The sequence below is a fragment of the Pseudomonas sp. MF6396 genome (assembly GCF_002018915.1).
Lineage (GTDB): Bacteria > Pseudomonadota > Gammaproteobacteria > Pseudomonadales > Pseudomonadaceae > Aquipseudomonas > Aquipseudomonas palmensis.
Genome location: NZ_MVOK01000029.1, coordinates 51,447 through 66,256, shown reverse-complemented (window position 1 = coordinate 66,256; position 14,810 = coordinate 51,447). Strand labels below are relative to the sequence as shown.

The following is a 14,810-nucleotide window of genomic DNA, read 5'->3' as shown; positions in this document are numbered from 1 at the left end:
GTGTTATGGACATGACCGGGCTGATGGCCCTGGCGCTCAGGGAGGGCGCCTCCGATCTGCACCTGGCGGCCGGCAGTGCGCCGATGATCCGCCGTGACGGGCAGATGCAGCCGCTGGGGCCGGCGGCGTTGAGCAGCGACAACCTGCATGCCCTGCTGGCGCAGCTCATGAGCCCACAGCAGCAGGAGGACTTCGCCAGGCTGCAGGACCTGGACTTTGCCGTGGCCGTGCCCGGGCTGGGGCGCTTTCGGGTCAACGCCTTCGTGCAGGTGCGCGGGCCGGCGGCGGTACTGCGCCTGATACCCGACCAGGTGCCGACGCTGGCGAGCCTGCAGCTGCCGGAGGTGTTTCGTTGCATTGCCGAGTCGCCGGCCGGGCTGGTGCTGGTGACCGGCCCCACCGGCTCAGGCAAGTCGTCCACCCTGGCGGCGCTGGTCGATCACCTCAACCGCGAGCGCGCCGTGCATATCCTGACCCTGGAAGACCCGCTCGAATTTATCCACAGCCCGCTGCGCAGCCAGCTCAGCCAGCGTGAGATGGGGCGTCACAGCCAGGGGTTCGCCCAGGCGCTGCGGGCTGCGCTGCGCCAGGACCCGGACGTGATCATGCTTGGCGAGCTGCGCGACCTGGAGACGATCCGTCTGGCCCTGACCGCCGCCGAAACCGGCCACCTGGTGCTGGCGACCCTGCACACCGCCTCGGCGGCCAAGGCCATCGACCGGCTGGTGGACGTGTTTGCCGCGCAGGAGAAGGCCCTGGTACGCACCATGCTCGCCGACGCCTTGCAGGCGGTGGTGGCCCAGGTGCTGGTGCCCAGGGTGCAAGGCGGACGAGTGGCCGCGCACGAGGTCCTGCTGGCCACGCCGGCGGTGCGCAACCTGATTCGCGAGGGGAAGGTGGCGCAGCTGTATTCGGCCATGCAGACCGGCGCGGCGTTAGGCATGCAGACCCTGGACAGCAGCCTGCAGGGCCTGGTGAGGCGGGGAATCGTCAGCCTGGAAACGGCCAGGGCGAACGCGCGTTCGCCCGATCAGGTCTAGCGTTTGGCCAGGCGCAGCTGGGTTTGCGGCTGCTCCTTGGGCAGTACGCGCTTGGCGACCACGTAGTGGCTCTGCCAGTAGGGCTTGTTCAGGGTATCGATGCTGACCCGCTTGCCGCGCCGTGGCGCGTGGATGAAGCGGTCGTTGCCCAGGTAGATGGCCACGTGGTTGACGCGGCGACTCTTGATGTTGAAGAACAGCAGGTCGCCGGGCTTGAGATCCTTGCGGTCGACTTTCACGCCGTGGCCGCTGGCCATGGCGTTGGAGGTACGCGGCAGGTCGACCTCGTCGATGTCGTTGAAGGCGTACTTGACCAGCCCGCTGCAGTCGAAGCCCTTGCTCGGGCTGCTGCCGCCCCAGCGGTACGGAGTGCCCAGCACGTTCACCGCGCGGCTGAGCACATCGCTGCTCTGCTTGGCCGGCATCGAGGCGACCTGGCGGGTGGTCTTGGCGACCTTGGAAGAGGCGGCGGACGAGGTGACCTTGGCGTGGGCGCCCTTGGTCGAGCGTACGGCTGCGGTGCTGGTGGTGTGCACGTTGAAGCCGTTGGGAAGACGTTGCTCACGGTTGGTGGCGTGGGCAGCCAGTGGCAATAAAAGGCAAACAGTCAGCCATGTCTTGAAAAAAGGTCGCATGGGCAGGGCTCTTGTTGGTTAAGCGCGCAACTTTATAACAGCTTTTTGATCGAATTCTGGTCCGTTGGTCGATTGCAGAGGCGCCATACGTCGGCTGAGCACGTAAAAGTCACATTTTTTCTTAGAAAATTTCTCTCTAAACCGTGGAGGCTATGAATGAACAGTTATCAGCAACAGGCGCAGCCCCAGGACACCCACAGCAAGGTCCTCGGCTACCTGCTGTGGATCTTCGGTTTTACCGGGTCGCACCGTTTCTACTACGGCAGACCGGTGACCGGCACCATCTGGTTCTGCACCCTGGGCCTGCTCGGTATCGGCTGGCTGATCGACCTGTTCCTGATCCCGAAGATGGACAGCGAGGCCGACCTGCGCTTTCACGCCGGCCCGCTGGACTACAGCCTGGCCTGGATCCTGCTGACCTTCCTGGGGATATTCGGCGTGCACCGCATGTACCAGGGCAAGTGGATCAGCGGCGTGATCTATGCCTTTACCGGCGGGCTGTTTCTGCTGGGGGTGCTGTACGACTTCTGGACGCTGAACACCCAGGTATCGCTCAAGAACGTGCAGGCGCGGGCCTGAAAGCAGGCGGCCCGCTGCTGCGGGCCGCCGAACATCGGGGTTACTGGCGTATCTGGCGCTGTTGCAGCAGCAGGTTGTTGAAGCCGCTGCCGGCCAGTTGCTTCTGCGCCACGGTCAGCTGTTCGCGATTGCTGAACGGGCCGACCAGCACGCGGTACCAGATCTCTTCCTTCACCGTACCGGACTCTACCTTCACCGCCTGGCCGAGCAGGATGATCTGCGCACGCACCTTGTCGGCATCGGCCTCTTTGCGGAACGAGCCCGCCTGCAGGTAGAACTGCGTGGTAGCGGCCGGCTTGATCACCGGCGGTGCCGGTGGCGGGGTCTGCCCCAGTAGTGCGGCCTGGGCGCGGGCGGTGTCGATCTTGGCTGCCTCGGCCGGGGTCACCGGTGGCTGCGCCGGTACCGGCGGGGTTTTCTCCGGCACGGCTTCGGGCGGCACGATCACTTCCGACTCGGGCAGCAGTGTGTAGAAATCGTACTTGGGCTTGACCGGCTGCTGCGGGCTCGGCGCGGTCTTGTTCGCCTCGGCGATCTTCTCGGCCTTCTGCTGGGCTTCAGGCTTGGTGCGCTTGACCTCGTCGCGGCTGGGCTCGAGTTTCATCAGGAACACGATGAACGCACCGACCGTGAGGCCGATGGCCAGCCACATCCAGCCCGGTATCGGTTGCTTGGCCGGTGCCTGGTAGCGGCTTGCGCCGCGCTTGGGAGCAGGTTTTTTCTTGGCAGCCAACTTACATGCGCTCCAGGGTTTCCAGGCCAAGCAGTTCCAGGCCCTGCTTGAGGGTGCGACCGGTCAGGGCGGCCAGGCGCAGGCGGCTCTGCTGCTGTTCGGGTGTTTCTGCGGCGAGGATCGGGCAGTTCTCGTAGAAGCTGGAGAACAGGCCGGCCACGTCGTAGAGGTAGCTGCACAGTACGTGCGGGGTACCTTTTTCGGCGACGTTGTTCAGGATTTCGCCGAACTGCGCCAGGCGCGCGGCCAGGTCCTGTTCCTGCGGTGCCTGCAAGCGGATCTCGCCTTCGACCTGGTCGAAGCCCTTGCCCAGCTTGCGGAACACGCCGGCCACGCGGGTGTAGGCGTACAGCAGGTACGGCGCGGTGTTGCCTTCGAAGTTGAGCATCAGCTCGAAGTTGAAGCTGTAGTCGCTGGTACGGTGCTTGGACAGGTCGGCGTACTTGACCGCGCCGATGCCCACCACCTTGGCGATGGCGCGCAGTTCTTCTTCTGGCAACTGCGGGTTTTTCTCCTTGACCAGGGCGTAGGCACGCTCCTTGGCTTCGTTGAGCAGGTCGATCAGCTTCACGGTGCCGCCGTCGCGGGTCTTGAACGGGCGGCCGTCGGCGCCGTTCATGGTGCCGAAGCCCATGTGCTCCATGTCCATCGGGTGGGTCACGAAGCCGGCCTTGCGGGCCACCGCGAACACCTGCTGGAAGTGCAGGGCCTGGCGCTGGTCGACGAAGTACAGGGCGCGGTCGGCCTTGAGCACGCCGCTGCGGTAGCGCACGGCGGCCAGGTCGGTGGTGGCGTACAGGTAGCCGCCGTCGGCCTTGACGATGATCACCGGCAGCGGCTCGCCCTCGGCGTTCTTGAACTCGTCGAGGAACACGCACTGGGCGCCGTTGCTTTCCACCAGCATGCCCTTGGCCTTGAGGTCCTCGACCACATTGGCCAGGTCGTCGTTGTAGGCGCTTTCGCCCATCACGTCGGCCATGGTCAGCTTGACGTTGAGCAGCTCGTAGGTCTTCTGGCAGTGCGACAGCGAGATGTCCTTGAAGCGGGTCCACAGCTTCAGGCACTCGGGGTCGCCGGCCTGCAGCTTGACCACCAGGCCACGGGCGCGGTCGGCGAACTCGCTGGACTCGTCGAACCGCTTCTTGGCGGCGCGGTAGAAATTCTCCAGGTCCGACAGCTCTTCGCTGGTGATCGGGTTCTCTTCCAGGTATGCCATCAGCATGCCGAACTGGGTGCCCCAGTCGCCCACGTGGTTCTGGCGTACCACATCGTCACCGAGAAACTCCAGCACACGGGCCACGGCGTCGCCGATGATGGTCGAGCGCAGGTGGCCGACGTGCATTTCCTTGGCCAGGTTGGGCGCCGACATGTCGATCACGACCTTCTGCGTGGCGCCGGCCTTGTGCACGCCGAGCCTGGCGTCGGCCAGTGCGGCATCCAGGCGCGAGGCCAGGGCCTGGGTGTTCTGGAAGAAGTTGAGGAAGCCCGGGCCTGCGATCTCCACCTTGCTGACCTGCGGGTCGGCGGGCAGGGCGGCGATGAGTTTCTCGGCCAGGTCGCGCGGCTTGAGGCCGGCGGGCTTGGCCAGCATCATCGCGATGTTGCTGGCGAAATCGCCGTGGGTCTTGTCCCGGGCGTTTTCCACCTGGATCGCCGGCGTCAGCCCGTCAGGCAGCACACCGTCGTTGACGAGTTGGGTGAGGGCTTGCTGGATCAGCTGGCGAATGGTGTCTTTCATGGGCTTCTCTTTCGACCGCAAGCGCGGCGGCGCCTGGATGCGCAGGTGGAAAAACTGGGTATTATCCGTTGCCGGGGCGAGGTTGCCAACCTTTAGGGCCCTTTGGCCGACAATGCAGGCTCTGCAGAGGGCCAGGGCTCATCAAACCTGTAGGAGCCGGCGTTGCCGGCGAGGCGGTCAGTACAGGTCGACCGGGTCCACATCCAGCGACCAGCGCACCTGTCGCCCGCTCGGCATCTGCTCCAACACTAACAGCCAGGCGCTCATCAGACGATGCAAGGATGCCCTTGCATTGGCCTGCAACAACAATTGCGCACGAAAACGTCCCGCCCGTCGCTCCATCGGCGCCGGCACCGGGCCCAGCAGCTCGATGCCGTGCAGGTCGTGCTCTGCGAGCAACTGCTCGGCGGCGCTGCAGGCCTCGTCGAGAAAGCTCTCGGCCTGCCCCGGCTTGTGCGCCTCGGCGCGCAGCAGCGCCAGGTGCGCGAAGGGCGGCAGGCCGGCGGCGCGGCGCTCGCTCAGGGCCTGTTCGGCAAACGCGAAATAGCCCTGCTCGGTAAGCTGTACCAATAGAGGATGGTCGGCCAGGTGCGTCTGGATGATCACCTTGCCTGGCTCCTCTGCACGCCCGGCACGCCCTGCCACCTGCACGATCAGTTGGGCCATGCGCTCGCTGGCGCGAAAATCCCCGGAGAACAGCCCGCCATCGGCATCCAGGATCGCCACCAGGGTGACTCGCGGAAAGTGGTGCCCCTTGGCCAGCATCTGGGTGCCGACCAGGATGCACGGCTCGCCGCGCTGCACTGTGGCGAACAGCTGGTTCATCGCGTCCTTGCGCGAGGTGCTGTCGCGGTCCACGCGCAGCACCGGGACATCCGGAAACAGAATGCTCAGGCGCTCTTCGGCGCGCTCGGTGCCTGCACCTACCGGGCGCAGGTCTACATGGTTGCACTGCGGGCACTGGCGCGGTACGCGCTCGTCATAGCCGCAGTGGTGGCAGCGCAGTTCGCCGGAGCGCTGATGTACGGTCATGCGCGCATCGCAGCGCGGGCATTCCGACAGCCAGCCGCAGTCGTGGCACAGCAGCGTGGGGGCAAAGCCGCGACGGTTGAGGAACACCAGCACCTGCTGGCCTGCGGCCAGGGTCTGGCCGATGGCCTGTTGCATCGGCCCGCTGATGCCGCTGTCCAGCGGCCGGCTCTTGACGTCCAGGCGCAGGAAGCGCGGCGCCTTGGCGCCGCCGGCGCGGTGGTTCATGCGCAGCAGGCCGTAACGGCCGGAGTAGGCGTTGTGCAGGCTTTCCAGCGATGGCGTGGCCGAGCCCAGCAGGATCGGGATGTGCTCCTGGTGCGCGCGCACCAGGGCCAGGTCGCGGGCGTGATAGCGCAGGCCTTCCTGCTGCTTGTAGGAGCCGTCGTGCTCCTCGTCGATGATGATCAGGCCCGGGTTCTTCATGGGCGTGAACAGCGCCGAGCGGGTACCGATGATGATGTCGGCCTCGCCATCACGGGCTGCCAGCCAGGCTTTGAGGCGTTCGCGGTCGTTGACTGCCGAATGCAGCAGGGCAATGCGCGCATTGAAGCGCTGCTCGAAGCGCGCCAGGGTCTGCGGCCCGAGGTTGATCTCCGGAATCAGGATCAGCGCCTGCTTGCCGGCCTCCAGGGTCTCGCGGATCAGTTGCAGGTAGACCTCGGTCTTGCCGCTGCCGGTGACCCCGGCCAACAGAAAGGCATGGAAGCTGCCGAACCCTGCCTGCACCGCATGAAACGCCGCCTTCTGTTCATCGTTGAGCGGCAGTTCGGGCTGTGCCAGCCAGTGTTCGTGGCGCGCCGGCGGGGCATGCCGGCGTACCTCCACCTGCACCAGCTCCTTGGCCAGCAGCAGGTCGAGGCTGTCCTTGCTCAGTTTGAGCTTGCTCAGCAGGCCGTGGGCCACGCCGTGCGGATGCTGCGCGAGGGTGGCCAGGGCATCGCGCTGGCGCGGTGCGCGGGCGATGCGCGGGTCGTCGTGGCGCGCCCCCGGGGCCACCTGCCAGAAGCGTTCCTGGTGCGCTTCGGCCGGCTCGCCCTGGCGCAGCAGCACCGGCAGCGCCCAGCTCAGGGTGTCGCCCAGGCTGTGCTGATAGTACTGCGCGGTCCACACGCACAGCTTGAACAGGGCTGGCGGTATCGGCGATACCGGGTCAAGCAGGGCGATGGCGGGCTTGAGTTTGTCGGCGGGCACCTCGCTGTGCTCGCACACCTCCACCAGGATGCCGATCATCTCGCGGCGCCCGAACGGCACGCGCAGGCGCATGCCGGGGGTGAATGCGGTGTGCGCCATGCTTGCCGGGGCCCTGTAGTCGAACAACCGCCGCAGGGGCGAGGGCAAGGCAAGGCGAAGGATGACGTCGGACACGCGCAGGGTCTCTGAAGGGCAATTCGGTAGCCGCCGAGCCTAGCAGACGACAGTCGGTACAAGCGACAACTTGCGCTGATGGCATGCTCTGGTATTATTCGCCGCCTAATTACGTGCGGTATTCAACAATGGTGTTGGGTGGCGGCACGCAGTCGAGGAAGTGACCATGAAACCAGAAATTCATCCGAATTATGAAGCAGTCGCAGTCACCTGCAGCTGCGGCAATGTGTTCCAGACCCGTTCGACCCTGTGCGCCCCACTGGCCACCGACGTCTGCAACGAGTGCCACCCGTTCTACACCGGTAAGCAGAAAGTGCTGGACACCGGCGGCCGCGTACAGAAGTTCGCCGACCGTTTCGGCATGTTCGGTGCCAAGAAGTAAGACGGCGCGAAGCTGGCCCCATGGGCTTGGCAATGCTGTTGAAGAAGGCGTCCCTGGTGGGCGCCTTTTTTGTGGCCGCGATCTGGCAGTTGCCGGCGCAGGCGCTGTGTACGCTGCCGGCCGACCTCCAGGGCGGGGTGCAGAGCGTTGCGGTACGCCAGGTGATCGACGGCGATACCTTGCGTCTGAAGGATGGGCGCAATGTGCGCCTGATCGGCATCAATGCTCCCGAGATCGGGCGCAAGGGGCGGCCCAGCGAGCCCTATGCGGTGGCCGCGCGCCAGCGTTTGCAGGCCCTGGTCAAGGCCAGTGGCGGGCGGGTCGAGCTGCTGCCGGGTACAGAGCCGCGCGACAAATACAAGCGCACCCTGGCCCATGTGTTCGACCGCTCTGGTCACAATCTGGAAGAACAACTGCTGGGCGAGGGTCTGGGTTATCGCATCGCGGTAGCGCCCAACATCGCCCTGCGCGACTGCCATCAACAGGCTGAACAGGCCGCCCGCAGCGCCCGCGCGGGGCTGTGGGGCCAGCCGCCGGTGATCGCGCCGGGGCACCTGCGCCAGGCCGGTTTTGCGCTGGTCGCTGGCCAGGTTCAGTCGGTCGAGCACAGCGGTGGCGCCATCTGGATCGAGTTGGGCCATTCGCTGGTGCTTCAGGTGCCGGCCAGGTTGTCGCGCAACTTTGCGCCTGATTTCACCGACGGCCTCGAAGGCCGGCGCGTCGAAGCCCGCGGTTGGGTGCTGGATCGTTCCCGCAAGGGCGGGCTCAAGCCGGGTCAGGCGCGCTGGATGCTGCCACTCACCGACCCGACGATGCTGGAAAGACAATAAAGATAATAAATTGTGAACATTTTAAAAATGGATTGTACACACTGAAAGCCTTGCGGGCTGCGGCTCTTGGCTTAAAGTCGTAGGCTAAAGGCCTTGACACAAGTGACCGGGCAGTCTTGTCGGCCCATTGCTCTTTGCGTATCCTCGGCGGTCCGTCAGAACAGTAAAAGCGGAATGCCCATCATGTCAGATTTGAAAACTGCCGCTCTCGAATACCATGCTCAGCCTCGTCCGGGGAAACTGAGCGTAGAGCTCACCAAACCGACCGCGACTGCTCGCGACCTGGCGCTGGCCTACAGCCCGGGTGTTGCTGAGCCAGTACGTGAAATCGCCCGTGACCCGGAGCTGGCCTACCAGTACACCGGCAAGGGCAACCTGGTAGCAGTCATTTCCGACGGCACCGCCATCCTCGGCCTGGGCAACCTGGGCCCACTGGCGTCCAAGCCGGTGATGGAAGGCAAGGGTGTTCTGTTCAAGCGTTTCGCCGGTATCGACGTGTTCGACATCGAAGTCGATGCCGAAAGCCCGCAGGCCTTCATCGACACCGTCAAGCGCATCTCGATCACCTTCGGCGGCATCAACCTGGAAGACATCAAGGCACCCGAGTGCTTCGAGATCGAGCGCGCGCTGATCGAGCAGTGCGACATCCCGGTGTTCCACGATGACCAGCACGGCACCGCGATCGTGACCGCGGCCGGCATGATCAACGCCCTGGAAATCGCGGGCAAGACCCTCGCCGATGTCAAGATCGTCTGCCTGGGCGCCGGTGCTGCGGCCATCTCCTGCATGAAGCTGCTGGTGAGCATGGGCGCGAAGATCGAAAACATCTTCATGGTCGACCGTACCGGCGTGATCCACGCTGGCCGTGACGACCTGAACCAGTACAAGGCGGTGTTCGCCCACGCTACCGACAAGCGCAGCCTGGCCGATGCCCTGGAAGGCGCTGACGTGTTCGTCGGCCTGTCCGGTCCGAACCTGCTGAGCCCTGAAGGCCTCAAGTCGATGGCACCGAACCCGATCGTGTTCGCCTGCTCGAACCCGGACCCGGAAATCTCGCCGGAGCTGGCCCACGCCACCCGCAGCGACGTGATCATGGCCACCGGTCGTTCCGACTACCCGAACCAGGTCAACAACGTGCTGGGCTTCCCGTTCATCTTCCGTGGTGCCCTGGACGTTCGCGCCAAGCGCATCAACGAAGAGATGAAGATCGCTGCCGCCAACGCCCTGAAAGACCTGGCCAAGCTGCCGGTGCCCAAGGAAGTCTGCGCTGCCTACGGCGTCGACGCGCTGGAATTCGGTCGTGAGTACATCATTCCGAAGCCGATGGACGCACGCCTGATCACCGTGGTTTCCGATGCCGTGGCCAAGGCTGCGATCGAAAGCGGTGTGGCGACCCTGCCGTATCCGAAGAACTACCCGCTCAAGAGCGTGGATGACGTGTTCAACGGCTGAGCCGTTGTAGCGTTGCAGCAAAAAGCCCCGGCTCGCGAGAGTCGGGGCTTTTTGTTTGGGGCTGGTAATTGTGCTGGCCAATGGGCTGCAGGGCAGCCCCCGGGTTACCCCATCAGAACAGATCGATCGGCGCCGACTCGTCCGCCGGCAGCGGGCTGCCTGGCGCACTGCCACCCAGCTCGTTGACCGACGGCGGGGTGTCTTCGGCCTTGAACAGCTCGAAGTACGCATCAGGCGTGCTCGGCGTGGCCGCACGGCCGCTCACCGGGTCCACCCGCAGGCTGAGGATGCCTTCAGGCTGCGGCAGCGTGTGCATCGGCTTGTCCTTGAGCGCGGCGCCCATGAAGCTCATCCAGATCGGCAGCGCCACGGTACCGCCATACTCGCGACGGCCCAGGGTCTCGGGCTGGTCGAAGCCGCTCCATACGGTGGTCACGTAGTCGGCGTTGTAGCCGGAGAACCACGCATCCTTGGACTCGTTGGTGGTACCGGTCTTGCCCGCCAGGTCGGTGCGCCCCAGCGCCAGGGCGCGTCGCCCGGTGCCACGCTTGATCACGTCCTGCAGCATGCTGGTGAGGATGTAGCTGGTACGCCCGTCGATGATCTGCTCGGCCACCGCCGGCACTTGCGGCGCCACCGCACTCACGTCGGCGCCCAGTGCCGCATCGGTGACGATCGGCGTTTCGGCGGCGCCAATCCCGGCCTCGTCCTGATGCCCCCGAGGCACGCTGGGCGGGTTGGCGGTGAACAGCGTCTCGCCATTGCGGCTTTCGATGCGGTCGATCAGGTACGGGGTGATCTTGTAGCCGCCGTTGGCAAACGCGCTCCAGCCGGTGGCGATCTCCATCGGCGTGAGGGTCGCGGTGCCCAGCGCCAGCGACAGGTTGCGCGGCAGGTCCTGCTTGTTGAAGCCGAAACGGGCGATGTAGTCGATGGTCTTGTCCACGCCCATGGCCTGCAGCAAGCGGATCGATACCAGGTTGCGCGACTTGTACAGCGCCTCGCGCATGCGGATCGGGCCAAGGAAGGTGTTGGTGTCGTTCTTGGGTCGCCACACCTTGTCCAGGTACTCGTCGACGAACACGATGGGGGCGTCGTTGACCAGGCTGGCGGCGGTGTAGCCGTTGTCCAGCGCCGCGCTGTAGACGAACGGCTTGAAGCTCGAGCCCGGCTGGCGCTTGGCCTGCATGGCGCGGTTGTAGTTGCTCTGCTCGAACGAGAAGCCGCCCACCAGAGCGCGGATGGCGCCGTTGTTCGGGTCCAGGGTCACCAGTGCGCTCTGGGCGCCCGGCACCTGGCTGAACTTCAGTTCGCCTTCGCTGGTGCGTTGCACGCGGATCACGTCGCCGACCTGGGCCACATCGCCCGGCTGCTGCGGGGCGCGGCCCTGGCTATTGGTGTTGAGGAATGGGCGGGCCCATTTCATGGTGTCCCAGGCCACGGTCTGGGTCTGGCCCGACTTGGTCAGCACCTGCAGGCCGGTCTTGTCGACCTGGGTGACGATGGCCGGTTCCAGCCCGCCCAGTGGGCGCAGCTTGGTCAGTTCCTGCAGCCAGGCGGCCTGGGTCTTGCCCGGCAGGCGCGACTCGGGGCCGCGGTAGCCGTGGCGGTGGTCGTAGGCACTGAGGCCATCGAGCACGGCGCTGTTGGCCATTTCCTGCAGGTCGCTCGGCACCGTGGTGGTCACGCGGAAACCTTCGGTGTAGGCGTCGCTGCCGTAGCGGCCGACCATCTCGGCGCGGGCCATCTCGGCGATGTACGGGGCATTCACCTCGGGCGTCGGCACGTGGTAGCTGGCGTTGATCGGTTCGGCCAGGGCGGCCTGGTAGCTGGCTTCGTCGATCTTGCCCAGCTTGTACATGCGCCCCAGGATCCAGTCGCGGCGTTCCTTGGCGCGCGTCGGGTTGGCCAGCGGGTTGAAGCGCGACGGTGCCTTGGGCAGGCCGGCGATCATCGCCATCTGCGCCAGGCTCACGTCACGGATCGACTTGCCGTAGTACACCTGCGCTGCGGCTTCGATGCCGTAGGCACGGTTGCCCAGGTAGATCTTGTTCACGTACAGCTCGAGGATCTCGTCCTTGGTCAGCTCGCGCTCGATCTGCAGGGCCAGCAGGATCTCGTTGGTCTTGCGCGAGAAGCTGCGTTCGCTGCTGAGGAAGAAGTTCTTCGCCACCTGCATGGTGATGGTGCTGCCGCCGGTCTGGATGTGTCCGGACTTGAGCAATTGTGTTGCAGCGCGCATCAGGCTGCTGGGGTCGACCCCATAGTGATTGGCGAAGTTGTCGTCTTCGGCGGACAGCAAAGCCTGGATGAAATGCGGGGGAATGTCGGCGAAACGGATGGGAGAACGCCGCATCTCGCCGAACTCGGCAATCAGCTTTCCATCGCTGCTGTATACCCGCAAAGGGATCTGCAACTGGATGCTTCTCAGGGCCTCTACCGAGGGCAGGCTGGGGCTAAGATACAGAAACGCGCCGCTCAGACCGAGCACGACGGCACAGATGACTGCGACGAAAGACCACCAGAAGAACTTCAGCAGGCGTATCAAGGCTTTGGGGTGTCCAGTTTGAAATATGGATTGAGCGCAGGGCTGATCGACGAGAAAAAACGCTGGGCATTATAAGCAATTTTCACTGTGCCGCGTGGGTTGCGCGGTGCACGGGCTGACCGGTGCCCTGTCTGGGGGCCGGTCGAAGCAGGCGGATGCCAGGGAAAGCCAATGTTTGGACGTTTCGGCAAGGATGCCGGTTCACTGCTGGGTATCGATATTTCATGTTGCGCGGTGCGATTGCTGCAGCTGCGGCAGGTGGCAGGGGCCTTCGAGGTGCGTGCGCAGGCCGTGCAGACGCTGGCGGCGGGCGTGCTGCAGGACGGCCGGGTGGCCGACCCGGCACAGTTGGCGCAGGTGCTGGGCGATGCCCTGGCCCGCAGCGGTGCCACCTTGCGCGAGGCGGCGCTGGCGATTCCGGCCACGGCCGTGCTGAGCAAGACCGTGCAGGTGCCGGCGGGGCTGGCAGAGGATGCCCTGATTGCCCGCCTGTGCCATGAGGCCGAACCTTTCATACCCTTTGCCCTGGACGAGGCGGCCATTGATTTCGAGTGCCGCGGCTCGGTCGCGCACGACCCGTGCTACGAGGCGGTGGGGGTGTATGCCTGTCATCAGGGCTGGCTCGACGGGCTGGAGGCGGCACTGGAGCTGGCAGGCCTGCGTGCGCGGGTGGTCGAGACCGACAGCCTGGCGTTGTTGCGCGCGGTCGGGGCGGACGATCACGCGGTCGCCGTGGTGCGGGTCGAGCCAGGGCACTGGGCGCTGCATGCACAGCACCAGGCATGGCGTGCCGACGCGGGTGCAGCGGCCGATGTGCCGCAGGCGTTGGCTGCCTGCATCGAACGCTGGTTGCAGGCCCTGGAGGGCCCGGCACCGGCGCGGCTGGTACTGACCGGGGCGGCTGCCGATTCGGCCCAGGCGCTGGAAGTGCAGCGTCGGCTGGGTATCGAAACCACGGTGTTCGATGCCGCCGAACCCGCCCTGGCGCTGGCCTATGGGCTGGCGATGAGGCGTGCCCCGTGAGGCGCGATATCAACCTGCTGCCGTGGCGGGCCTGGCAACGCCAGCGCAGTGTGCGGCAGTTGCAGGGGTTGATGCTGGTGGCTCTGCTGCTGGGGCTCGCCATCGTGGTGCTGCTGGACCGGCATGGCGCCTATCGCCTGGCGCAGCAGGGGCAGGCCAATGCGGCCCTGCGCGATGCCATCGCACGGCTTGAGGGCCCGCTGGCAGAACTGGCCGACCTGACCGCCCGGGGCGATGCGCTGCAGGAGCGCATCCAGGGGCTGGATGCCGTGCTGCGCGCCGCGTCCCCAGGTGGGCAGGTACTTGCACCGCTGGCCACGCGGGTACCGCAAGGGCTGCAACTGACTGCACTGGCGCTCGAGGGCAGCGCGCTGCGCCTGGAGGGGGTGGCACAGGGGCGGGCGTCGGTCACTCAACTGCTGCGCAATCTGGATCAGGCCCCTGGCCTGGGCGAGGTGCAGTTGCAGGAGATCAAGGCCAGCGCCGCCGGCGAGGTGTTCCACCTCCGTGCGCAGGTGCAGCCATGAGCTCGGCTCTCGACTGGTACCTGATGGCAGCGTGGCCTCGGCGGTACAAGGCGCTGTTGCTGGCGGCTTGCCTGCTGCTGGCGCTCGGTAGCGGTTATGGGCTGCACCTGCGCGGGGCGAACGCTTCGCTTGAGCGGGCGCTGGCGCGTGGAGCCGAGTTGCAGCAGGCCTGGCAGGCGCAGGCAGAGCAGGTCGCCCGGCTGGACGAGCAGCAGGCCCGCTTGCTCGGCCTGGAGCAACGCCTGCGGGAGGCCCAGGCCCGGCTGCTGCCAGCGGGCGGCATGCCCGGCCTGCTGCAGGCTGTCGCCCGGGCCGGGCGGGGCCTGGTGTTCGAGCAGGTGAAAGTGTTGCCGGCGCAGCCGCAGGCCCTGCATGCCGAAATGCCGGTGCACCTGCAGGTGGTGGGCGACTTCGCCGCGCTGGCCGGTTTTGTCGACGCCCTGGCCACGCTGCCTGAGCGCGTGACCCTGCATGACCTTCACCTGGCGCCGCTGGCGGGGCGTGGGCAACTGCGTCTGCAGATGCACCTCAAGGCCTATGCGTCCGGCCTGCCGGTCGACCCCGTGGCGCAGCCGGCGCCGGTGCTGGCGGAGGCGCGCGATCCCTTTGCCGCGCCGCCGCCCGCAGCGCTCGAATTTGCGCTGGAACACGTGCCGCTGGAACAGATGGAACTGGTCGGGCACCTGGCCGACCGTCGCGGCGGGGTGGCGTTGATCCGTGTTGCGGGGGCGCTGTACCCGTTGCGCGAAGGTGACCGGCTGGGGCCGGACAAGGGGCGGGTGGTGCGCATCGATGCGCAGCAGGTCGAGCTCGAGGAGCAGGTATGGGTCGAGGGCGCCGGCTGGGTGGAGCGCTCGCAGGTGATCGAAGCCAATGGGGTGGCTCGACACGTCGTCAACTGACCAGGGAGGTCGTGGATGAACAGG

13 protein-coding genes are annotated in these 14,810 nt (G+C 66.0%); 8 read left to right on the top strand and 5 right to left on the bottom strand.

Annotated elements, in window-relative coordinates:
• The first annotated feature begins 5 nt into the window (after positions 1 to 5).
• A complete protein-coding gene (locus tag MF6396_RS23680; RefSeq protein WP_078481695.1) occupies positions 6 to 1,040 on the top strand; it encodes a type IV pilus twitching motility protein PilT in 1,035 nt (344 codons plus the stop codon).
• Here MF6396_RS23680 and MF6396_RS23675 read toward each other — a convergent pair.
• Positions 1,037 to 1,675, bottom strand: coding sequence for a C40 family peptidase (locus tag MF6396_RS23675; protein ID WP_043860139.1), 639 nt, complete (start codon positions 1,673 to 1,675; stop codon positions 1,037 to 1,039). The genes MF6396_RS23680 and MF6396_RS23675 overlap by 4 nt on opposite strands.
• A gap of 156 nt (positions 1,676 to 1,831) precedes the next feature.
• Here MF6396_RS23675 and MF6396_RS23670 point away from each other — a divergent pair, with 156 nt between their 5' ends.
• Complete coding sequence (locus MF6396_RS23670; RefSeq protein WP_043860140.1) at positions 1,832 to 2,254, top strand: NINE protein; 423 nt, start codon at positions 1,832 to 1,834, stop codon at positions 2,252 to 2,254.
• A gap of 40 nt (positions 2,255 to 2,294) precedes the next feature.
• Here the strand turns inward: MF6396_RS23670 and MF6396_RS23665 are convergent, their stop codons facing one another.
• The 3 genes from MF6396_RS23665 to MF6396_RS23655 all read right to left on the bottom strand — a co-directional run bounded on the left by MF6396_RS23665 (position 2,295) and on the right by MF6396_RS23655 (position 7,122).
• Positions 2,295 to 2,987: an SPOR domain-containing protein gene (locus MF6396_RS23665; protein WP_078481694.1), complete on the bottom strand. Its 693-nt coding sequence runs from the start codon at positions 2,985 to 2,987 to the stop codon at positions 2,295 to 2,297.
• 1 nt (position 2,988) lies between these two features.
• Positions 2,989 to 4,725, bottom strand: a complete 1,737-nt coding sequence (gene argS / locus MF6396_RS23660) for an arginine--tRNA ligase (RefSeq protein WP_043860142.1) — start codon at positions 4,723 to 4,725, stop codon at positions 2,989 to 2,991.
• Positions 4,726 to 4,902: 177 nt separating this feature from the next.
• A complete protein-coding gene (locus MF6396_RS23655) occupies positions 4,903 to 7,122 on the bottom strand; it encodes a primosomal protein N' (RefSeq protein WP_078481693.1) in 2,220 nt (739 codons plus the stop codon).
• Positions 7,123 to 7,288: 166 nt separating this feature from the next.
• Here MF6396_RS23655 and rpmE point away from each other — a divergent pair, with 166 nt between their 5' ends.
• The 3 genes from rpmE to MF6396_RS23640 all read left to right on the top strand — a co-directional run bounded on the left by rpmE (position 7,289) and on the right by MF6396_RS23640 (position 9,786).
• Positions 7,289 to 7,504 (top strand): 50S ribosomal protein L31, encoded by a 216-nt coding sequence (gene rpmE / locus MF6396_RS23650; protein WP_043860144.1) that lies wholly within the window; start codon positions 7,289 to 7,291, stop codon positions 7,502 to 7,504.
• 32 nt (positions 7,505 to 7,536) lie between these two features.
• Complete coding sequence (locus tag MF6396_RS23645; RefSeq protein WP_235593727.1) at positions 7,537 to 8,334, top strand: thermonuclease family protein; 798 nt, start codon at positions 7,537 to 7,539, stop codon at positions 8,332 to 8,334.
• 183 nt (positions 8,335 to 8,517) lie between these two features.
• On the top strand, positions 8,518 to 9,786 hold the full coding sequence (locus tag MF6396_RS23640) for a malic enzyme-like NAD(P)-binding protein (RefSeq protein ID WP_078481692.1): 1,269 nt from the start codon (positions 8,518 to 8,520) through the stop codon (positions 9,784 to 9,786).
• Between the two features lie 112 nt (positions 9,787 to 9,898).
• On the opposite strand, the gene MF6396_RS23635 is transcribed toward MF6396_RS23640, so the two are convergent.
• Complete coding sequence (locus tag MF6396_RS23635; protein ID WP_443217218.1) at positions 9,899 to 12,331, bottom strand: penicillin-binding protein 1A; 2,433 nt, start codon at positions 12,329 to 12,331, stop codon at positions 9,899 to 9,901.
• Between the two features lie 174 nt (positions 12,332 to 12,505).
• Between MF6396_RS23635 and pilM the strand changes: the two genes are divergently transcribed.
• Genes pilM through MF6396_RS23620 form a run of 3 tightly spaced genes read left to right on the top strand, consistent with a single transcriptional unit; the run spans position 12,506 to position 14,786 of the window.
• A complete protein-coding gene (pilM, locus tag MF6396_RS23630) occupies positions 12,506 to 13,357 on the top strand; it encodes a type IV pilus biogenesis protein PilM (protein ID WP_078481690.1) in 852 nt (283 codons plus the stop codon).
• Complete coding sequence (locus tag MF6396_RS23625; RefSeq protein WP_078481689.1) at positions 13,354 to 13,884, top strand: PilN domain-containing protein; 531 nt, start codon at positions 13,354 to 13,356, stop codon at positions 13,882 to 13,884. The genes pilM and MF6396_RS23625 overlap by 4 nt, the downstream gene beginning before the upstream one ends.
• Entirely contained in the window at positions 13,881 to 14,786 is a 906-nt protein-coding gene (locus tag MF6396_RS23620) for a pilus assembly protein PilP (protein WP_078481688.1), read from the top strand. Before MF6396_RS23625 ends, MF6396_RS23620 begins: the two co-directional genes overlap by 4 nt.
• The last annotated feature ends 24 nt before the right edge of the window (positions 14,787 to 14,810 follow it).